The 21,181-nt window shown below is 42.9% G+C and carries 24 protein-coding genes; 1 reads left to right on the top strand and 23 read right to left on the bottom strand.

Annotated features, from left to right (window positions below):
• Positions 1 to 232: 232 nt before the first annotated feature.
• From GT674_RS11455 to pyrF, 22 genes are all read right to left on the bottom strand, one after another.
• Positions 233 to 904 carry an HAD family hydrolase gene (locus GT674_RS11455; protein WP_161285815.1) on the bottom strand — a complete coding sequence of 224 codons (672 nt, stop codon included), beginning with the start codon at positions 902 to 904 and terminating at the stop codon, positions 233 to 235.
• A 24-nt stretch (positions 905 to 928) separates the two neighbouring features.
• Entirely contained in the window at positions 929 to 2,326 is a 1,398-nt protein-coding gene (gene radA / locus GT674_RS11450) for a DNA repair protein RadA (RefSeq protein WP_161285814.1), read from the bottom strand.
• A complete protein-coding gene (locus GT674_RS11445; RefSeq protein WP_161285813.1) occupies positions 2,320 to 2,733 on the bottom strand; it encodes an endosialidase in 414 nt (137 codons plus the stop codon). Before GT674_RS11445 ends, radA begins: the two co-directional genes overlap by 7 nt.
• A 161-nt stretch (positions 2,734 to 2,894) precedes the next feature.
• Positions 2,895 to 5,366, bottom strand: coding sequence for an ATP-dependent Clp protease ATP-binding subunit (locus GT674_RS11440; RefSeq protein ID WP_161285812.1), 2,472 nt, complete (start codon positions 5,364 to 5,366; stop codon positions 2,895 to 2,897).
• A 55-nt stretch (positions 5,367 to 5,421) separates the two neighbouring features.
• The gene (locus GT674_RS11435) at positions 5,422 to 5,799 is read right to left on the bottom strand and encodes a GntR family transcriptional regulator (protein WP_161285811.1); all 378 of its coding nucleotides are present in this window, start codon (positions 5,797 to 5,799) and stop codon (positions 5,422 to 5,424) included.
• Positions 5,800 to 6,000: 201 nt separating this feature from the next.
• A complete protein-coding gene (locus GT674_RS11430; RefSeq protein ID WP_161285810.1) occupies positions 6,001 to 6,765 on the bottom strand; it encodes an SseB family protein in 765 nt (254 codons plus the stop codon).
• Between the two features lie 11 nt (positions 6,766 to 6,776).
• Complete coding sequence (gene purD / locus GT674_RS11425; protein WP_161285809.1) at positions 6,777 to 8,051, bottom strand: phosphoribosylamine--glycine ligase; 1,275 nt, start codon at positions 8,049 to 8,051, stop codon at positions 6,777 to 6,779.
• Between the two features lie 4 nt (positions 8,052 to 8,055).
• Complete coding sequence (gene purN, locus GT674_RS11420; RefSeq protein ID WP_161285808.1) at positions 8,056 to 8,685, bottom strand: phosphoribosylglycinamide formyltransferase; 630 nt, start codon at positions 8,683 to 8,685, stop codon at positions 8,056 to 8,058.
• A complete protein-coding gene (gene purM, locus GT674_RS11415; RefSeq protein WP_161285807.1) occupies positions 8,679 to 9,704 on the bottom strand; it encodes a phosphoribosylformylglycinamidine cyclo-ligase in 1,026 nt (341 codons plus the stop codon). The genes purN and purM overlap by 7 nt, the downstream gene beginning before the upstream one ends.
• A gap of 140 nt (positions 9,705 to 9,844) precedes the next feature.
• A complete protein-coding gene (gene purE, locus GT674_RS11410; RefSeq protein ID WP_161285806.1) occupies positions 9,845 to 10,345 on the bottom strand; it encodes a 5-(carboxyamino)imidazole ribonucleotide mutase in 501 nt (166 codons plus the stop codon).
• A gap of 111 nt (positions 10,346 to 10,456) precedes the next feature.
• On the bottom strand, positions 10,457 to 12,475 hold the full coding sequence (locus tag GT674_RS11405) for an aminopeptidase (protein ID WP_161285817.1): 2,019 nt from the start codon (positions 12,473 to 12,475) through the stop codon (positions 10,457 to 10,459).
• A gap of 40 nt (positions 12,476 to 12,515) precedes the next feature.
• Positions 12,516 to 13,103: an HD domain-containing protein gene (locus GT674_RS11400; protein ID WP_161285805.1), complete on the bottom strand. Its 588-nt coding sequence runs from the start codon at positions 13,101 to 13,103 to the stop codon at positions 12,516 to 12,518.
• Between the two features lie 3 nt (positions 13,104 to 13,106).
• Positions 13,107 to 13,421, bottom strand: a complete 315-nt coding sequence (locus GT674_RS11395; RefSeq protein ID WP_161285804.1) for a hypothetical protein — start codon at positions 13,419 to 13,421, stop codon at positions 13,107 to 13,109.
• Entirely contained in the window at positions 13,405 to 13,881 is a 477-nt protein-coding gene (locus GT674_RS11390; RefSeq protein WP_161285803.1) for a VanZ family protein, read from the bottom strand. Before GT674_RS11390 ends, GT674_RS11395 begins: the two co-directional genes overlap by 17 nt.
• A 35-nt stretch (positions 13,882 to 13,916) precedes the next feature.
• Positions 13,917 to 14,069 carry a hypothetical protein gene (locus tag GT674_RS17130; protein WP_192926025.1) on the bottom strand — a complete coding sequence of 51 codons (153 nt, stop codon included), beginning with the start codon at positions 14,067 to 14,069 and terminating at the stop codon, positions 13,917 to 13,919.
• Between the two features lie 38 nt (positions 14,070 to 14,107).
• Positions 14,108 to 14,788, bottom strand: a complete 681-nt coding sequence (pyrE, locus tag GT674_RS11385) for an orotate phosphoribosyltransferase (RefSeq protein ID WP_161285802.1) — start codon at positions 14,786 to 14,788, stop codon at positions 14,108 to 14,110.
• Between the two features lie 91 nt (positions 14,789 to 14,879).
• Positions 14,880 to 15,668 carry a hypothetical protein gene (locus tag GT674_RS11380; RefSeq protein WP_161285801.1) on the bottom strand — a complete coding sequence of 263 codons (789 nt, stop codon included), beginning with the start codon at positions 15,666 to 15,668 and terminating at the stop codon, positions 14,880 to 14,882.
• 22 nt (positions 15,669 to 15,690) lie between these two features.
• Positions 15,691 to 16,167, bottom strand: coding sequence for a hypothetical protein (locus GT674_RS11375; protein ID WP_161285800.1), 477 nt, complete (start codon positions 16,165 to 16,167; stop codon positions 15,691 to 15,693).
• 76 nt (positions 16,168 to 16,243) lie between these two features.
• Positions 16,244 to 17,593 (bottom strand): MATE family efflux transporter, encoded by a 1,350-nt coding sequence (locus tag GT674_RS11370; RefSeq protein WP_161285799.1) that lies wholly within the window; start codon positions 17,591 to 17,593, stop codon positions 16,244 to 16,246.
• A 78-nt stretch (positions 17,594 to 17,671) separates the two neighbouring features.
• A complete protein-coding gene (locus GT674_RS11365) occupies positions 17,672 to 18,577 on the bottom strand; it encodes a dihydroorotate dehydrogenase (RefSeq protein WP_161285798.1) in 906 nt (301 codons plus the stop codon).
• Positions 18,574 to 19,356 carry a dihydroorotate dehydrogenase electron transfer subunit gene (locus GT674_RS11360; protein WP_161285797.1) on the bottom strand — a complete coding sequence of 261 codons (783 nt, stop codon included), beginning with the start codon at positions 19,354 to 19,356 and terminating at the stop codon, positions 18,574 to 18,576. The genes GT674_RS11365 and GT674_RS11360 overlap by 4 nt, the downstream gene beginning before the upstream one ends.
• Positions 19,357 to 19,377: 21 nt before the next feature.
• Positions 19,378 to 20,304, bottom strand: coding sequence for an orotidine-5'-phosphate decarboxylase (gene pyrF / locus GT674_RS11355; RefSeq protein ID WP_161285796.1), 927 nt, complete (start codon positions 20,302 to 20,304; stop codon positions 19,378 to 19,380).
• A gap of 277 nt (positions 20,305 to 20,581) precedes the next feature.
• On the opposite strand from pyrF, the gene GT674_RS11350 reads away from it, so the two are divergent.
• Positions 20,582 to 20,782 carry a cold-shock protein gene (locus GT674_RS11350; protein ID WP_005425201.1) on the top strand — a complete coding sequence of 67 codons (201 nt, stop codon included), beginning with the start codon at positions 20,582 to 20,584 and terminating at the stop codon, positions 20,780 to 20,782.
• Between the two features lie 96 nt (positions 20,783 to 20,878).
• Here the strand turns inward: GT674_RS11350 and GT674_RS11345 are convergent, their stop codons facing one another.
• A complete protein-coding gene (locus GT674_RS11345; RefSeq protein WP_161285795.1) occupies positions 20,879 to 21,130 on the bottom strand; it encodes a hypothetical protein in 252 nt (83 codons plus the stop codon).
• Positions 21,131 to 21,181 lie beyond the last annotated feature (51 nt).

The following is a 21,181-nucleotide window of genomic DNA, read 5'->3' as shown; positions in this document are numbered from 1 at the left end:
CATTCTATTGAATGATGATTCGTTAAGAATTTTCGAGAATCGTATGTGTTTCACTGTTTAGTTATCAAGGTTCTTTGCTGTACTTTCTCTCAGACAGCTCATTTACTTTATCATATTCATTCATGCTTGTCAAGAACTTTTTTAAGTTTTTTGAAGCATCTTTTTTTTATGATCATGTTGCCCGTTCAGGCGACTTGACCACTTTATCATATCTGTATCAGCTTGTCAATAACTATTTTATTTTTTTATCAGCTTTTTTTGTTTTTTCAAAATACTGCTGTACCTCATGCAAAGATGGTAATATACAATCTGACAATTCTTCCATCTCCATAGTAGGAGCCGACAGATCCGGCACCATGATCGGATGCAGTCCTGCCCGTTTTGCAGCTCTGATACCATTATAAGAGTCCTCAATCGCATAACACTCTTCCGACTGCTCCTGAATTTGTCTGCAGGCCTCCAGATAAATGTCCGGTTCCGGCTTACTTCGCTGAACCATATCTCCACAGATGACCTTATCAAAGTATGGAAGCAGTCCTCCTTCTTCAAGTTCTCGCATTACAACCTCTCTTCTTGTAGAAGAAGCTACTGCTGCCTTTATATGATTCTTTTGAAGATATTCCAGAAGTTCTCGGATTCCTGGTTTCTGCTTAAGCTTCCCGCCTGCTGCATTCGCATGAAAAAGATCAGCCATTTCTTTTTTGTATTTGTCATAGGGAAACTCCTGTCCATAACGTTTAAAAAATTTTTCTTTACTTACAGCAGCATTCGTCCCAAGGCATTCCCGACACGTTGCTTCTATGTCTTCAATTCCATATTTCTCTGCTACTACTTTCCACATCTGGATCACAAGCGTTTCTGAGTCAAAAATAACTCCATCCATATCAAATACAACTGCCTTCATCTTTTCTCCCTTGTGCTTATTTTATTACCGTTCACAGCTAATATTCTGCATAATAAAACGGATTGCATCCTGTATCCAGGATACGTACACCAGTCTGATTCCTTTTATTTTCTCTGTAACAGATCTGCATACTTCCGGCAGGATCACGGTTTCAAAGCCAAGCTTCTTTGCTTCTGCCACTCGCTGTCCCGCCATGCTCACAGCACGTACTTCTCCGCTCAGTCCAATTTCTCCGAATGCCATCACAGAATCCGGAATAATGATATCCTTGCAGCTTGAAACTACCGCCAGTGCAATTCCAAGGTCTATTGCCGGCTCTGTCATTTTCATTCCACCCGCGATATTCACATAGGCATCGCAGGAAGCCAGACGAATTCCGACTTTTTTCTCCAGGACTGCCATCAGAAGATTTACCCTGTTAAAGTCTGTACCCACCGCAGTTCTTCTCGGAATCCCAAAATTGCTCTGACACACAAGCGCCTGGATTTCTACCAGTATTGGCCTCGTTCCCTCCATGGAGCATGCTACGATCGAGCCTGAAGTATCACTTGGTTTTCCGTTTAGCATAAACTCTGACGGATTTTTTACTTCTTCCAGTCCCGTGTTTCTCATTTCAAACACACCAATCTCATTCGTAGAGCCAAAACGATTCTTAACCGCCCTCAGAATCCGATACGAAGCATGTCTGTCTCCTTCAAAATAAAGTACCGTATCCACCATGTGCTCAAGTACACGGGGACCTGCCACATTTCCTTCTTTTGTTACATGTCCGACAATAAAAACAGATACTCCCTGTCCTTTGGCAATCTGCATCAGTATATTGGTGGATTCTCTTACCTGCGATACACTTCCCGGTGCAGAGCTGATGTCCTCATGAAACATTGTCTGAATCGAGTCAATCACAACCATATCCGGTTTCTTTCTCTCGATCACTTCACGAATCGTTTCCAGATTTGTCTCACACAGAAGCTGAAGATTTTCGTTAAATTCTCCGATCCGCTCTGCCCGAAGCTTAATCTGATGCAGGGATTCCTCTCCGGAAATATACAGCACATTTCTTCCGGACTGTGCCAGATTTCTGCATACCTGTAAAAGAAGGGTGGATTTTCCGATTCCCGGATCTCCACCCACCAAAACCAGAGACCCGGGGACGATTCCGCCCCCGAGTACTCTGTCAAGTTCTCCAATTTTTGTCAGCTGACGTTCGTCCTCTGACAGCGAAATATCCTTTAGCCGGACTGGTTCCGGACGTTTACCTGAATTCTGAAAAGAACCTATACCAGATGAAGTTCCTTTCTTTGTAGAAATCGTTTCTTCCACAAGGGTATTCCAGGCTTTGCATCCCGGACATTGTCCCATCCATTTTGAGGATTCATATCCACATTCCTGACAAAAATAAACGATCTTTTTGTTTTTTAGCATTTTTTGATCTCAACATATACGGCTTTATCGCCTCCCAGTTCTGCACTGAAAGAAAGTTTGCCGCCGAGGTTTGTTTTCATTTTGCCGGCTTCTGCACCATCAATAGAAATGTCATATTCTGTATCTGCTTCCATTTCCACAGTAATCTGCGCATCCTCAGTTCCCTCTACGTTAAAGCTCATGCTGGAGCCATCCTGTTTCAAGGAAAACACAGCAGTTCCCGGTACAGACTCATATACAAACATTCCGTTTCTCTCGAGCTTTGTAATCTCCTTGAATGTTTTTACCTTATAGATATCTCCCTGAAATTCAAAATCTGATACCTTAGATTTCTGAGGCAATTCATAATTGCCAAAGCTGATGCTCTGATTTTCTTCTGTACGGATCAGTTCCTTTACTACTGCCATAATCTTATGTCCTCCCAAAGACTTTTCTGTTGTGTTTTACCAAATACCTGCGAATTGTTCCATAGTATCCTGGTATTCTTAATTATAACATTGACCACTTTTTTTGACCAGTATCCTGTCCAAGATTTTACAGCTTTTTTATAATTGCGTATAAGCAAGGACTATTTTGCTTTCTTCTCTTCAGATACCGGAGTAAAACAGATTTCCTTCTGGCGAAGCTGGATCCTGACAGTTTCTCCTCTTTTGATCCTGCCCTCAAGAAGAGCATTTGCCATTGGATCCTCCAGTTTTGTCTGAATGGCTCTTCGCAATGGTCTTGCACCATATTTACTGTCAAATCCTGATTCTGCAAGGAACTCCCGGACAGATTCTGTAATCTTAAGTTCGATCTCAAGCTGTTCTCTGCAGCGTTTTTCCAGTTTCTTAAGCATGATATTGACAATTTTTTTGATATGACTTTTGTTCAGAGGATGGAATACCATGATCTCATCAATACGGTTCAGGAATTCCGGTTTGAACAGTCTGCGTACTTCTTCCATAACGCCGGACTTCATTCTGTCATAATCCTGTTTTTCATCCTGATTTGACATGAAACCAAGCTTCTTTGGTTCAATGATCGACTGTGCGCCTGCATTAGATGTCATGATAATAATCGTCTGTTTGAAATCCACTTTTCTTCCGTGTGCATCTGTGATATGTCCATCATCCAGTACCTGAAGAAGGATATTAAACACATCGGGATGTGCTTTTTCAATCTCATCAAAAAGAAGAACACTGTACGGATTCCTGCGAACCTTCTCACTGAGCTGTCCGCCTTCATCATATCCGACATATCCCGGAGGAGAACCAATCAGCTTGGATACACTGTGTTTCTCCATATATTCCGACATATCAACACGGATCATTGCCTGCTCACTTCCAAATACAGCCTCTGCCAGTGCTTTGGAAAGTTCTGTTTTACCGACACCTGTCGGTCCCAGAAAAAGGAAGGAACCAATTGGACGATTCGGATCTTTCAGGCCAACACGACCTCTCTTGACTGCCTGAGCCACTGATTTCACTGCCTCGTCCTGTCCGATCACACGTTTATGCAGTTCTTTTTCAAGACGTGCCAGACGCCTGGTTTCCCCCTCTGTAAGACGCTGTACCGGAATTTTGGTCCAGTCTGAGATAATATCTGCCACAGAACTCTCCGTTACGGATATTTTCTTTCTCTTATTTCTTCTTTCTTCTTTTTCTTTATATCCGGCAATCTCTGCCTCTATCTCACGCTGACGTGCCTGAAGCTCTTTTGCCATGGAAAGATCTGCCGCCTTGACAGCTTTTTCCTTATCATTCTGAATCTCACGAAGTTTAAGTTCCAGAACATCCATTTCCGGCGTCACGTGATATCCTCCAAGGCGGACCTTTGACGCGGCCTCGTCAATAATATCAATTGCTTTATCCGGCAGGAAGCGATCGTTGATATAACGTACAGACATTTTTACTGCCGCCTCAAGTGCACTGTCCTCAATTGCCACGCCATGATGCTGTTCATAATACGGACGAAGTCCCTTAAGAATTTCCAAAGTTTCTTCTTCTGATGGTTCCTCCACGGTTACCGGCTGAAAACGCCTCTCCAGAGCTGCATCTTTCTCAATATATTTCCTGTATTCTTCCAGTGTTGTCGCACCGATCAGCTGGATTTCTCCTCTGGAAAGAGATGGCTTCAGAATATTGGAAGCATCCAGTGCTCCCTCTGCTCCACCTGCTCCAATGATCGTATGAAGTTCATCAATAAAAAGAAGAATTCCCTGATTGCTGCGTACTTCATTGATCACGTTTCGAATACGTTCTTCAAATTCTCCTCTGTATTTGCTTCCTGCCACCATTCCGGACAGATCAAGGACAACCACTCTCTTGTTTTTGACAGAATCCGGAACCATACCGGAAATAATCCTCTGTGCAAGGCCTTCTACAATTGCCGTTTTACCGACACCCGGCTCACCCACCAGACACGGATTATTTTTGGTTCTTCTGCTTAATATCTGAATCAGACGAGCAATCTCTTTTTCTCTGCCTACCACGGGATCCAGCTTTCCATCTGCTGCCATTGCAGTCAGATCACGGCTGTACTGGTCCAGCGTAGGAGTTGTGGAGTTTTTATTTTCCTTCTGTTTCTTCTGCATCTGCAGTTCTTCCAATGTAGAATTGGAATCTATTTCAGCCGCCGAAAGAACCGCACTATATAGTTTCTGGATATTCACTCCCATGGTATATAAAAGTCTGGTGCCTACACAGTCTGTTTCCCGCAGCATTGCCAGAAGCAGATGTTCTGTTCCTGCCTGTTCCTCTTTCTGTTTCTCTGCTTCTTTTACAGCCTGCTCTTTGATCTTTTGGGCTCTCGGACTATAACCGGCAGATTTTTCTGCCACAAGCACTCCGGATGGTGCTATCAGCTGTGTGATCAGAGTTTCCAGTTTTTCCGGATCTACACCAAATTCTTCAAGGATCTTACCTGCAGTCCCTTCCTGTTCTTTAAGAAGTCCTACCAGTATATGTTCTGTCCCAATATATGAATGTTTCCAGGATCTGGCCGCACTTTCTGCTATCTGTAATGCCGCCTTGGCCTGTCTGGTAAATTTTGCCTGCATTCTTTCCTCCTCTTTCTGTTATTCATATTTGTTGTCACTTTCTGAATAGTTACTCTTATTCTTCGATTCCATATTCGTCAAAAATTTCATCAATCAGATTGTGAACCTCTGCTCTGGTAATATTTTTGCAGCATCCCCTTGCCAATGCAACCATAAGATTCTGCTTCATCTCTTCCAGTGCCTTTATCTTGTCTACATCAAGGGCGATGATCGCACCCCTTCTACGGTCAATAGTGACAAATCCCTCCTGTCGAAGCAAAGAATATGCCTTATTCACTGTATGCATATTGATGCCGATCGTATCTGCCAGCTGCCGTACTGAAGGAAGCGCATCTCCTTCCTGAAGCCTGGATGTGGCAATTCCCATGATAATCTGATTCATCAGCTGTACATAAATAGCCTCATCGCTGTTAAAGTCTATTTCTATGACCATAATTTCAGCCCCTTATCTTTGTAATATGATGCTTCGCAGCATGTGCCCTGAAATACCGTGTATGATTTATATGTGCTACATGAACATCATGTTATACATATGGTAGCACATAATTCAGATTTTGCAAGTGCAATTTTTCAGAGTTTGAATGTAGCAGAAAAAAACAGACAGTCCAACGACTGTCTGCCTTTTATGTTTTTCTTATCCAATGATCTTTTTGAGCTGATCTCTGTTGAGAACAAGGTTAAATCCCATAGGGTTGACAACCAGTGCTTCTGCCTGTTCGATCAGAACATTCGGAAGTTTATCAAATGGAACCTTGGCAATACGAAGTCTCTTGCCTTTGGCAAATTTCTCAAATTCCAGTACATCAGAAAATACCGGCTGAAGGATTTTGCCCTCTTTATCCTTAAGATAAGGAATGTTCACCTTATCCGGCTCATCACCCTTTTTCTGCATAGCGATCAAAAATTCTGACTTTCTCAGATTCACGATCACTTCCTCCTCCAGTGCCCTTAAGTTCTTGTGTTCTTCCTTAGGTACCGGACGACGAAGTTCCTGTATAAAATAGATACCGGAAAGCTGCAGTGTCGGATTGATCAGCGGACGTTTCTGTGGTTCTACATTGCTCAGATCTGGTTTTCTTACAATCTTTTCCAGATCGATCTCCATCTGTTCATCACCATCATTCCACATAACTGTGTTTACACCGATTGCAAACAACAGACCATACAGCCTCGGAAAATCTTTCTTCTCATAACGCATTCCCATGAGAAGGATCTTTTCTTCTACTTTCTTTTTGCCAAATTCCTTAATTGCTTCTTCTTCTGTAAAAAACCATGCCTGATCATTAAATGATTCTTCCCCACAGGTTACATAAGGAAGCTTCGTAGTCTGAGAGTATGCTACAAAAATATTCTCCCTTCCCTGAATTTCCTTAATTGTTTCTACTTCACTTGTTCCCATATTCTGTCCTTTCAGGCCTCGTCAATAGCCTTTCCTATGTCGTGGCGCATATATTTATTTGCAAACTGAATCCAGTCTGTCGCCTCGTACGCATTTTTGCGTGCCTCCTTCAGATCCTTTCCAGTTGCAGTGATTCCAAGGACACGACCGCCGTTAGTAACGATTTCTCCATCCTTGAACTTGGTTCCTGCATGGAAGCAGTAATAACCATCCTTATTCTTAAAGTTCTCGAATCCATGCATCGGAATTCCTTTTTCGTATTTTACCGGATATCCGTCACTTGCCAGAACAACGCAGACAGCTGCATTATCCTCAAATTCAAGTTCAATCTGATCAAGAGTTCCATTCACGCAGGCTTCCATCACTTCAATGATATCTGTCTTCATTCTCGGAAGAACAACCTGAGCTTCCGGATCGCCAAAACGGGCATTATATTCTAGCACTTTCGGTCCCTCTGCCGTCAGCATCAGTCCAAAGAAAATAATTCCTGTAAACGGACGTCCCTCTGCTGCCATAGCATCTACCGTTGCCTGATAGATATGCTCCTTACAGAACTTATCTACCTCTTCTGTATAAAACGGACTCGGTGAAAAAGTACCCATACCGCCTGTATTCAGTCCCTGATCTCCGTCCTTGGCACGTTTATGATCCTGTGCAGATGTCATCGGACGAATTGTCTTGCCGTCCACAAAAGAAAGAACAGACACTTCACGTCCTGTCATAAATTCCTCGATGACCATCGTATTTCCTGCACTGCCGAACTTCTTGTCTTCCATGATATCTCTGACGCCGGCTTCTGCCTCTTCCAAAGTGTTGCAGATCAGAACGCCTTTGCCAAGTGCAAGTCCATCTGCCTTAAGTACGATCGGGAATTTTGCCTGTGTATGTAAATAATCCAGTGCTTTCTCCGGATCATCGAAATTCTCATATCCCGCTGTCGGAATTCCGTATTTTTTCATGAGGTCTTTGGAAAAAGCCTTAGAGCCCTCCAGAATTGCAGCGTTTTTGCGCGGTCCGAACACTTTAAGCCCGCGTGCTTCAAATACATCCACAACACCACCAACCAGCGGATCATCCATTCCTATGATCGTAAGGTCAACAGAATTCTGTTCTGCAAAATCAGCAAGCTTCTCAAATTCCATCGCACCGATATCCACGCACTCTGCATATTCAGAAATTCCGGCATTTCCTGGTGCACAGTAGATTTTATCTACTTTTGGGCTTTTGGCTACACTCCATGCAATTGCATGCTCTCTTCCGCCGCTTCCAACAATTAATACTTTCATATTTTCACTCCTCTGCGATGATAACCTTACCATCCTGTACCGATACTTTGCCATTGGCGATCAGATTGATCGCAGCCGGCAGTATCTTCCATTCAGCTTCTTCCATTACACGCTTCTGAAGCACTTCCGGAGTATCTCCCTGATGTACTTCTACAGCTTTCTGAAGAATGATCGGTCCTGTATCTGTGCCCGTGTCCACAAAATGAACCGTTGCACCTGTCACTTTAACGCCTCTTGCAAGAACTCCCTCATGAACACGAAGTCCATAATATCCCGTTCCACAGAAAGAAGGAATCAATGACGGATGTATATTGATAATACGATTCGGATAAGCTTCCACGATCATCGGTGGTATTGCCACCAGATAACCTGCCAGCACCACAAGGTCTACCTGATTCTCCTGAAGTTCTGTCAGAAGTGCTCTGTGAAATTCTTCTCTGTCTGCATAATCCTTTGGAGAAATGCATTTCGCTGGAATTTCCCTGCTCTCTGCTCGTTTAAGAGCATACGCACCCTTATTGTTACTGATCACAAGACCAATCTCTGCATTGGTGATCGCCCCTGCATCCATTGCATCCATGATTGCCTGAAGATTCGTACCCCCTCCGGATACCAGAACGCCAAGCTTTAACATAAGGTCACTCCCTTTTCACCAGCCTCGATACGACCAACTACATAAGGAGTATCTCCTTCTTTACGGATTGCTTCCATTGTCTTGTCCACATCCTCCGGAGCTACTGCAAGCACCATTCCAAGCCCCATGTTAAATGTATTATACATCATTTTCTCTTCGATGTGTCCTTTTTTTGCAAGAAGTTTAAAAATCGGAAGAACCGGATAGCTGTCTTTTTCTACGACTGCATGTGTTCCTTCTTTCAGCATACGCGGAATATTCTCGTAGAAACCGCCGCCTGTGATATGGCTGCATGCATGAATTCTTACCCCTGCTTCTTTGATGCTCTTAAGTGCTTTTACATAGATTCTTGTCGGCACAAGGAGAGCTTCTCCAAGTGTTGTTCCCAGTTCATCATAATGAGTATCCAGAGATTCTCTGGTCATCTCAAATACCTTACGCACAAGAGAAAATCCGTTGCTGTGTACACCTGTAGATGCCATACCGATCAGTACATCTCCCGGATTCAGTTCTTCTCCTGTAAGAAGATCTTTTTTGTCGATCACACCAACTGCAAAACCGGCAAGGTCATATTCCTTCTCCGGCATCAGTCCCGGATGTTCTGCTGTCTCACCGCCGATCAGGGCCGCACCGGACTGTACGCATCCCTCTGCCACACCGCTTACGATCTCAGCAATTTTTTCCGGATAGTTCTTGCCACATGCAATATAATCCAGGAAAAACAGAGGTTCTGCACCTGCACATGCGATATCATTCACGCACATGGCAACTGCATCAATTCCTATGGTATCATGCTTGTCCATGATCATGGCAAGTTTTACCTTGGTTCCACATCCGTCTGTACCGGATACCAAAGTAGGCTCTTCCATATTTTTGAAAGAATTCATAGAGAAAGCTCCTGAGAATCCACCGATTCCACCCAGAACTTCCGGTCTCATGGTTCTTGCAATATGTTTCTTCATAAGTTCAACTGATTTGTAGCCTGCTTCAATATCAACGCCTGCGTTCTTGTAATCCATATTTTCTGCTGCTATAACATATATCTCAATATATGCTTAGATGAATTGCCGCGCTCCTGCCCGGCACAGCCTTTCATCTAAGATAGCTTTTCCTTTCTTAAAATTTAATATCACTTTACCTGGTTTTTGCGAATTTATATTCAATAAGCCTTATATCCAACTTCCTGAAGACGGGCATCCTTTACTTCTACCTGTTCTTTCAGTTCCCGGCTGTATTCTTTGAGTTTCTCAAGAAGCTCCGGATCTGAAGTAGCCAGGATCTTGGCTGCCAACAGTCCTGCATTTGCTCCTCCGTTGATTGCAACTGTCGCAACCGGAATTCCGGATGGCATCTGTACAATTGAGTACAGTGAATCACGTCCTCCCAGAGATGTAGTATGCATTGGAATACCGATTACAGGCATTGGAAAAATTGCCGCACACATTCCCGGAAGATGTGCTGCCATTCCTGCACCTGCAATGATCACTTTAAATCCTCTTTCTTCTGCACTTTTGGCATATTCAAAGAACACATCCGGTTCTCTGTGTGCAGAGATAATCTTCATTTCGTACTCAACGCCCAGCTTGTCAAGAATTGCTGCCGCTTTGCTCATAACCGGCATATCTGAATCGCTTCCCATTACAATTCCAACTTTTTTCATTGGTGGCCTCCTTTTTTCTATCCCAGGTTGATTCTACTAAGATTCTAAATTTGTGTCAACCAAATTCCATAAAAGAAATATTTAGCTATGCAAACTCTTTTTGTATACAGCCTACACTTCAAATGGTTTATTAAGTTCTTCTGTTCCCGGAAGCACAAAACGGCCATTCTCAATAATTGGAAGACTCTCGCCATCCTCATCAATCACACTGATGCTTCCCAGTTCCTCATACGGAATTGTGATATCTGTATGGCAGCCATAATATGCCATGCTGATATCCTCCTTACGAAGTGCAGAAATCTCATTATCTCTGGCAATGATCTCTCTTCCATCCGGATTAAATACCGGTGTGTCCTCCGCCCAGCTGTAGCAGGTATCGCCCACTGCAAAATGAGGTCCCATTTTTTCTGCAATCAGAATCGGAAGTTTGTCTTCAATTCCATATTTTTCTGCGACAACATATGCTGTTGTATTGGTTCCGATCGCAAATTCGCCCATCGGGATCTTGTTGTGATGAAAAAGAATATTATCCTCTATATAAGCACGGTTTTCTTCCTCTGTTTCAAAATTCGAACAGCTGTAGTCGATAACCTGTCCGCAGTCAAATACAAGCTTCAGATCCTTAAACTGTAATCCATTGAGATATACCTTCTTAACATGAAGGACTCCACCTGTTCCGGCAAGTACCGGTGAAGTAAAGACCTCTCCTACCGGAATGTTGACATCTGCCACACAGTTTTCAAAATTTGTCTGCTTTTTGATGTCCTCCAGTTCATGAAGATGAATAATCAGATCTGTTTCATTTCCATTACAGCCCTTTATCTCCACCCACTGACAGGTATCCAGAGTCTCAATGATCGTCTGCTGAATTCTTTCATATAATTTGTAATCCAGCGTATTGATCTTAACGATTTCCGCAAAAATCTCAGAGAATTTCTCTCCAATCTCAGGAATCGGATAAGCAATGATCGTAAAGCTTCGTTCATCACCTTTGATATAACGGTTAACGATCTGGCCGGATTCGTTGTCGAGATCCACCTGTAATTTCTGCTGTGCCTCAGAAAGCACCCAGGCATCTGTCTTTGTTTCCGGTGCAAACGGTTCCTCGCCAAACGTTTCAATGCATGCCGGACCGCCATGCACTGCTGACAGTTCCTTGTAATTCTCATAAGCATTCTGCATGGAACGCAGTTTACGCTGCACAAAATCACTGTCCAGAAAAAGCGCCTGATCCTGTCTGTGATCATAATCATACTGTGGATTGGCAACACCTCCGGTAAAACCAATTCTTGCATTTCCCCGTTTATTGACTATATGTGTGGCATGACGATAAATAACCGGTTCCAGCCCCATCTCACGGAATTTCAGTACCGCCGATCTGACCATTCGTTCAAACCCAAGATTATATCGGATGTTGACCGTTTTTTTCTTTGTGATATCTTTTCTTCCATTGATAAATCCGATGCGGTAGCCTTCTGTATAGGTTTCTGCCATACTGTCAATCTGTTCCTGTGAAAGGCTGTTCAGAAATTCTGCCACACCTCTCTCATTTGCAGAAACATATTCCCCATAAAAATACAGATATCGAAGATCTGACAGATCAGAATCCATAATGATGCGTACTGCAAAATCAAGCTCAGGATCAACAGCTTCTGCAACTCTCTGCTCGATCATATCCTGGCAATAGTCATTGACATAAGACTTAAGAATATCCTCTACGCTCTTTACTGACGGCAGTTCACTGTCTTCAAATGCCGCATATACTTCCAGGAAAAGTTCTGCCGCAACGGTATAATCCCACCATTTTTTCTCATATGCATAGGCAATTACACCGCGAAGTTCTGCATATAAAAGACAGAATACCTTTCCGTATGCGCCAAGCTTCTCTGCTGCATAAGAAGGATTTCCATAACAGCTTCCATAATTCTCAGGAAAAAGTTCCTCATAAAGGTCTCTGTTCTCCTGCATCAGTTCTTCTTCCGTCTGATCTGTTGTCTGTCTTTCAAGAATTACAGCTGTTTTCTTCAGGAATTCCGCCATACGCTTAAAAAAATCTTCAAAATCCGGCTGTGCACTCTTCTCTGTACAGATTTCACAGATTCGATTTTTCGCCAGATCATAACGTTCCATCAACAATTCGTCCAAAACATTCTTCCTTTCCGTTATAACTTTATTCGTCGATAACATGCCCAAGCTCCACATGTTTATCGATCAGTTTCTGCATATATTTCCAGATTTCCACAGATCCCTCTGATGTATGCTCATTTCGTCTGTATATCTGGCTTTTACGGACGCCATGTTCCGCCCAGCTTCTGCCATTGGAAGCATCATTCAGAAGAAGCGGCTGACAATTATCCAGCACATGAGCAAATTTGGCTTCTGCAGTCTCATATGCCTCAAACTCATTCCAGAGTTCACGGAAATATTTCCCCTGATCAGCTGGAAGGAGGCCAAAAATACGATTCGCCGCTTTCGTCTCCCGATCCTCTTTTGTTTCAGCTCCCGCATCATCATATGCGTAGGTATCACCAGCGTCAATCTCAACCAGATCATGAATCAGCACCATCGGTACAACCTTCGCCAGATCAACCTCTTCATTAGAATATTCTTTGAGGAGAACCGCCATCAGTGCCAGATGCCAGGAATGTTCCGCATCATCTTCCTTACGGCTTGCATCTGCCAGATATGTCTGGCGGATGATCTGCTTTACTTTGTCTACCTCAACAATAAATTCCATCTGTTTCTGTAATCGTTCCATTTCTTATACTCCCATCAAAAAAAAGACCAGCCAGCCTACTGTGATCACTCCATTCAGGATTGAACCCACAACACTGGTCCGATGCATACACTCTTCATCAGAAAAGCTCATAAGTCCCATCACAAACCCATAAGCAGAAAGCAATGCTGCAAACAGGCAGACTCCACCTATGATGAACCCGAATTTTCCTCCCAGCATATAAGCTGCGGTTACTGCCGCCACAAACAGAAGGAGGGAAGCAATCGCCAGTCCCACTGACAGCTTCCCTTTACCTGGTTCTTTTTTCTTTATGATCGCATATCTATATCTTCTTGCCATAACATTTTCTCCTCAGATAATTACAAACGGCAAAAGCCAGATATCCCAGTGCCGCTCCCAAAGTATTCAGGATCAGATCATCTACGTCAAAACATCCTACCTTCGTAATAAGCTGGATTGTTTCTACGAGAAGGCTGATACCAAATCCTGATAAAATTATAAAAAATCCGCTGCGGCATTTCCTTGCTATGACCGGAAGAATAAATCCGTAGGGAATAAATCCAATCACATTTCCCAGCAGATTTGTAACAACCGCAAACACCCCCAACTGCTCTCTGTAAATCCAGAATCTTCTGATCTCTATAAATGGGATCAGATTGTATCTGTACACTCGTTCTTCTGCTGCGACCCGTCCATATTCTTCCGAAAAGAAAAGGAAATAGGTCAGCAGCAGAACATATAATACAAACAGCATAGTTCCCAGATGTTTAATCCTGCGTTTTGCACTGTTTCTTGACATACTATACTATCCCAACCTTGTGCTGCCTCCAATTGCTATATCAAAATGTCACCTTTTCTTTTGAGAAGGCGTGCACCGCTGACGATCATCAGAATTCCCGCAGCTGCTCCGATAACAAGAGTAACAATTCCCACTGCGACACTGCATGCTCCTGTTCTTGACATCGTTTTATAGATTTTTTCGTTCAACTTCATTCCTCCTGAACATTCTTCCGCCGAAAGGTGTTTTATTTTGCACCGTACTGAGCATAATATGCATCAATTGAAGCTTTAAGCTCATCGTCAATAATGACCTTTCCCTTGTATTCCCTGTTATAAAGATGTTCAATAACCTCTTCCATCGTTACGATGGCGTTTGTTTCAAATCCATACAGATCATGAACCTCTTCAAGGGCACATTTCACGCCGCCCTTTCCAACTTCCATACGGTCAAGAGATACCATAAGGCCGACAATCTCTACATCTGCTGCACCTCTTACCTTCGGAACTGTTTCTTCCATGGATTTACCGGAGGTTGTTACGTCTTCGATCATAACAACACGATCTCCGTCCTTTAAATTGCTTCCAAGAAAACTTCCCTTATCTGCACCGTGATCTTTTTCTTCTTTTCGGTCTGAGCAGTAACGGATTTCTTTTCCGTATAATTCACTGAATGCGATTGCTGTCACTACACTAAGCGGAATTCCCTTATATGCCGGTCCAAATAACACGTCAAAATCATCACCATATTTGTCGTGGATTGCTTTTGCGTAATATTCTCCGAGTTTCTTAAGCTGGGAACCTGTCACATATGCACCTGCATTCATAAAAAACGGAGACTTTCTTCCGCTCTTAAGTGTAAACTCTCCAAATTTCAGTACATTACTGTCTACCATAAATTCAATAAATTCCTGCTTATATGCTTCCATTTTTCATTCCTCCATATCAACTGTATTAATCTTTCGTTAGCTAACTGTTATTTTAGCATATTTTAATTCAAATAACAAACTCTCTTTCATATCAGATGCGTTTCACATATGCTCTGTTTGGTTTATAGTTTGGACGTCCGCCTCTGCCGCTGAGATCATAGCTCATACCACAATACCCGTCAATTTTGCCGGTCACCTTTGCCCAGTTTGCATCATAGACTTTTCCGTTTACCTCTGCCCAGCCATGTCCTCCTGATGAAACCGCATATGATGTATACCCTACTGCATCAGCCAGATAGGCAACTGCACAGCCAAACCCAAAACAATCGCCTCTTCTTCTGCTGAGTACCCGGCTTCCATAATATACATCCCAGTTTGAACCTCCGACAAAATCTCCGCCATCTCCGTAATTGCAGCTTACAATATATCTGAAGCAGGCTTTCAGTTTCTGTTCTCTTGTCATTCTGTTGTTCGTAACTCTGTCCACAGTCTGACTTGCCTTGACCATAAGATTCAGCTTTGCAAGCTGAGTTTTGTTATAGACTGCACTTCCGTTTTTCCTGATCCGGATTCCGTTAACTTTTGAAGAAGTCACCATGTATCCTGCTCTGGTATTATACTGTCTGAAAAAATAATATTTCTTATTGATCTTTCGCCAGCCTGTACGGAGAACTCCTTTGGAATCGAAATAATATTTTTTCCCTTTTACGGTCACAATGCCCTTTGCTTTCTTGCCTTTTGCATTATAATAACTGAGATTTCCATTCTGTGCTTTCACAAAACAGTTTTTGTATTTCACAGCTGCCTCGGCATTCCTTGCCGGAAAAAGACAGATGCATATTGCCAACAAAAAAAATATAACTGTTTTTTTACCTTTCATAGTCCGTGCCTCCCTTTACTGTTTAATCAAATCTCACTTTTCTTAGCTGCTTATACGGAGTTCTGAAATTTCTGGTTCCATAGCATCCGCTCCAGCCGGTTCGCAGCTCTCCGCTCTTAAGCACATAATAAGTATTACCCAGAACTTTTACAAAGCCATTTTTGTTTCTTTTGTATAATTTCCCATCTGACTTAAACAGATACAATGTTCTGCCAACTTTGGAAGAGCCAATAAGTGCATACCCATTTTTGTCAAAATAATATTTCCCGCCTTTTATGGTTTTCCATGTATTTTTTATTCTTTTGTTATTCTGATAATAGCAGAACTTACCATTTCCTTCTTTGTAAAGACCATTTTTCTTTTTGGTTGTTTTTACTGTCGTTTTCTTCTCTGTCGTTGTCTTTGCTGCAGCAGAAACTCTCTGATTCATACACGGAACCTGTGCAAAAAGCACAAGCAAGGCCAGAAACACCAGAAACTGTCTCCCTGTTTTCTTCATCGCTTCCCCCCTTTCCAAATACTATGATAATATCATTGTCACATAAAACTCCTGTTTTGTCCACACAATACCGTATCTACGTCGTTCGAAGATTGTATTTCTTCATGATATAAAAATAATACGGGATCAATGGAATCAGTGCCGCGATCCATGCCATCGGATCGGCAAGACAGACACCTGCAAAGCTTGTCTTTCCGGCGACAAGCACTACGATCAATGTTCTTGCCACAAGCTCAAAGACGCCTCCCAGCATCGGTACAAGTCCATATCCCATACCCTGCAGTGCATTTCGAAATACAAAAATCGTACTCAAAAACGGATAGGCCCAGAACACTGTACGGAAATAAGTTACGGACACATGCACAACATCCGTCTCAGACGGATCAATAAACAGATAGGTAAAATATTTTCCTCCGAAATATACGATTACCATCTCAAGTACACTCCAGATCCAGAGCATGATACAGGAATAATTCACACCCTGTTTTACCCTGTCCATACGCCCTGCACCACGATTCTGGCCAACATAGGTCGCAATGGTTGCCCCCATAGAAACAGCCACCATGCCTATCACATTCTGAATCTTTCCTGCCGCCGAGAATCCTGCCATATAAGTGGCACCATAAATATTCACCGCACTCTGAACTATGATAGTTCCGATCGCTGTAATAGAAAACTGAAGTCCCATCGGGATTCCAAGGATCAGCAATTTACTCATGCTGCCTTTCCGAAACTCAAAATTTTTCTTTTCCAGATGGAGGATCGGATATTTTTTCTTAATATAGATCAGGCAGCATACCGCAGACACACCCTGTGCAATGACAGTCGCATATGCACATCCTTCTACTCCCATTCCCACAAAGCGGATCAGAACAATATCAAGAACAACATTGATTCCTGCCGAGATGATAAGAAAATATAACGGTGATTTGGAATCTCCCAGTGCCCGCAAAAAGGCAGCCAGCGTATTGTATGCCGCTGTTACCAGAAGTCCGGCATAAATAATCCCCATATAGCCGGCCACATCCCCCATCAGATCTGCCGGAGAATTCATCAATCTCAGGATCGGGACATTGAATACCAGAAATCCAGCCGTCATTGCCGTTGCAAATCCAAACATCAGATAGATGGACATTGCCACAAAATGTCTCATATCATCGTATCTTTTCGCACCAAACATCTGTGCCACGATAATCGCAAATCCACTGCTTAATCCATTTAGCCATCCTGTCACAAAAAACATCAGCGATCCTGTACTTCCAATTGCAGCAAGTGCATCCACACCAATAAACTGTCCCGCAACAATAGAATCCACAATGTTATAAAACTGCTGAAAAATATTTCCCAGAAACATCGGAATCATAAATTGTATGATCAGTTTCACAGGACTGCCAACTGTCATATCATTTGTTCGATTTTTTTCCATTTTACTCCCCTTTCACAAAAAGCAGGAAAAAGCACTCTGCTCTTTCCTGCCATTTTGTGGTTCTAACATTTCATGCTTTTATTTTACTGCTCCGATCAGCTCATGGATATCTTCCACATGCTGTTCTCTCATAAAGTTCTCAATTCCCTCTGCAATCTCCACGGTTGCATACGGATTAAAGAAATTCGCTGTTCCTACAGATACTGCTGTCGCACCTGCCATGATAAATTCCAGTGCATCCTCTGCAGTTGCGATTCCTCCCATTCCAATGATTGGAAGGGAAACTGCCTGTGCAACCTGATAAACCATGCGGACTGCCACCGGCTTCACTGCCGGTCCTGACATTCCTCCGGTCTTATTTGCCAGAGCAAACGCTCTTCTGTAAATATCAATCTTCATTCCTGTCAGAGTATTGATCAGGGACAGAATATCTGCTCCACCAGCCTCTGCTGCTCTCGCCATCTCTGTGATATCTGTTACATTCGGACTGAGTTTCATGATAATCGGCTGTTTTGCATATTTCTTAACTTCTTTTGTGATTGCTTCCAGTGCCTTAGGATTCTGTCCAAAGGCAATTCCACCTTCCTTCACATTCGGGCAGGAAACATTGATTTCAAGAAGATCTACCGGCTCATCTGCCAGCCGCTCTACAACCTCACAGTAATCCTCTGTACTCTTTCCGCAGACATTAACAACGATTTTGGTATCATATTGTTTCAGGAACGGAATATCTCTCTTGCAAAAGAGATCAATCCCCGGATTCTGAAGTCCGATTGCATTGAGCATACCGCTCGCGGTCTCTGTCACACGCGGTGTCGGATTTCCCGACCATGGCACATTGGCCACGCCCTTAGTTACCACTGCACCGAGACGATTCAGATCTACAAATTCACTGTACTCTGCTCCGGAGCCAAAAGTTCCGGAAGCTGTCATAACAGGATTTTTTAATTCAACTCCGGCAAGAGTCACACCTGTTTTTATCATAACTCTACCTCCGTACTCAAGAATACCGGTCCGTCTTTGCAGACACGTTTATTGTGCACCTGGGAGTGTGCATCGATTTCTTTTGATTTGCAGACACAGGCAAGACAGGCACCAACGCCGCACGCCATACGCTCCTCCATAGAAATCCAGCAGGTAATATTTTTTTCTGCCGCATATTCCTTAAGTGCACGGAGCATCGGGGTCGGACCGCAGGCAAAGATCACATCTGCCTCCAGTGATTTCTCTTTGATCGCATTCAGAACATTTCCCTTCGTTCCTGCACTTCCATCTTCTGTTGCAACATAAACATCTGCATACTCTGCAAATTCTTCATTCAGGAAAAGCTCATCTCTGTATCCGAGAACCGCTGTTTTCTCTGCCTTAAGCTCTTTGGCAGTCTGAAGCATCGGCGGAATACCAATTCCGCCACCGATCAGAAATACCTTCTTTCCTTCGGCTTCTTCAAGCGGGAAACCATTTCCAAGAGGTCCCATTGCCTCAACGGTAATTCCCGGATGAAGTCTGGAAAATTCTTCTGTTCCTGTATTTTTGCCTGTAACTCGATATACAAGGCGGATTCTTCCATTTTCTCTGTCTATCTCACAGATGCTGATCGGACGCGGAAGCAGTTTGCTTCCGTTTCTTGTATATAAAGATAAAAACTGTCCCGGTCTGGCAGCTTCTGCCATACGATCAGCCTGAAGCCACATACTGAAGATTCCCTTACCAATCTCCTCCTGGCTCACGATCCTGAGACTTTCTTTTGTCTTTGTGCTCATCTGTTTCCCTCCAAAATCATCTTAGCGGTTATTAAGTGCACCGCTGATATCCTCGATCATTGCTTCTACTGCTTTACGTGATGCATCCGCATAGTTCAGTTCACCGAATGATGCATATGCTTCCTGCTTGTATGCTGCAATAATACCTCTGGAAGAGTTTACGATTGCACCAAGTCCGTCTTCATTGAAGAAATGAACAAGATCTGCACCTTTACCACCCTGTGCACCATATCCCGGTACCAGGATAAAGGTTTTCGGCATCAGTTCACGAAGAACTTTGCCCATTTCCGGATAAGTAGCTCCGACAACTGCTCCAATATAGCTGTATTCCTTGCCCATGTGATCTTCGCCCCACTGTGCAACCTTCTCGCCTACCCACTCATAAAGCGGTCTGCCCTCGATCATACGATCCTGGAATTCACCACTGGAAGGATTGGATGTTTTTACAAGGATAAAAAGTCCTTTATTTTCTTCCTTGCAGACATCGATGAAAGGTTTTACGCCATCAATTCCAAAATATGGATTGACTGTTGCAAAATCCTCATCAAATGCGGCATACTTCTTGGAACCCACCTGAACATGTCCAAGATGTCCGACTGCATATGCTGCTGATGTAGAACCGATATCGCCTCTCTTAATATCGCCCATTACTACAAGGTCTTTGGATTTACAGTAATCTATGGTCTTTTTGTATGCCTGAAGTCCTGGAATCCCAAACTGTTCATACATGGCGATCTGTGGTTTCACTGCCGGGATCAGATCATAAGTTGCATCAACGATGCCCTTGTTGAACTGCCAGATTGCCTCTGCTGCACCTTCCAGTGTCTCTCCAAACTCCGCAAATGCCTTTTCCTGGATATGCTTCGGAATATAGTTCAGCATAGGATCCAGTCCTACAACGATCGGTGCATTTGTTTTACGGATTTTCTCAATAAGTTTGTTAATCATAACGGCCTCCTGCTAAAATTTTTTTGTAATTATTTCTCTCTGCACAATTACATTATCAATAACATCATACACGAAATATTTGATTTAATAAAGTCTTTTTTAAATAACCTTGACAATTTTATCCACGGGATATATAATTCATGGCATAGACCGATAGATTCTTAATGTAAAATCACTAGTTTTTAGAGATTATATATTATTAATATAGTCTGTAAAATCTGGTGATTTTTGTCGTCAGATGGGCTTTTAACTTTTTATTTTTTATGGAGGTAACATCATGAACAAGGGAACTGTAAAATGGTTCAACGCAGAAAAAGGCTATGGTTTCATCACAGGAGAGGATGGAGCTGACGTATTCGTACACTTCTCCGCAATCAATGGCGAAGGATTCAAATCCTTAGACGAAGGACAGGCAGTAACTTATGATTTAACAGAAGGCGCTCGCGGAATGCAGGCTGCTAACGTTACAAAATTATAATTAACATCCGATACTTCAGGTTTCATAAACCATTAAATAAAAACCCCTGGCTGAAACAGCCGGGGGTTTTTATTATTCTCACTTATTTAGCTTAGCTTATTGTGTATCGGCAGAAAGCCCGGATACATAATTATCAATCGCACTGGTATCTACAACGGTTTCCTTCACGATAGAAGCTTCCTTTGCAGTTACTTTTGCATAGGCGGAATATCCGATCCATGCAACCATGGCAACACAAATCATTACCCACGCAAGAATCTCTAATCTGTCGATCAGTTTTTCCTTTTTGGCTGTTCTGCTGCGATTATTCTTGCCAGCTTTATAACTGTCTACTTTTTTCTGACTCATCTGCGAATCTCCTTTGCTGCATATAAGCTCATACTTCTTGCATTATATCAC

Origin of the sequence: Blautia sp. BIOML-A1 (genome assembly GCF_009883055.1) — a bacterium.
GTDB lineage: Bacteria > Bacillota > Clostridia > Lachnospirales > Lachnospiraceae > Blautia_A.
Note: the sequence above shows the minus strand (reverse complement) of the source record. Positions and strands in the feature narration are given on the sequence as shown.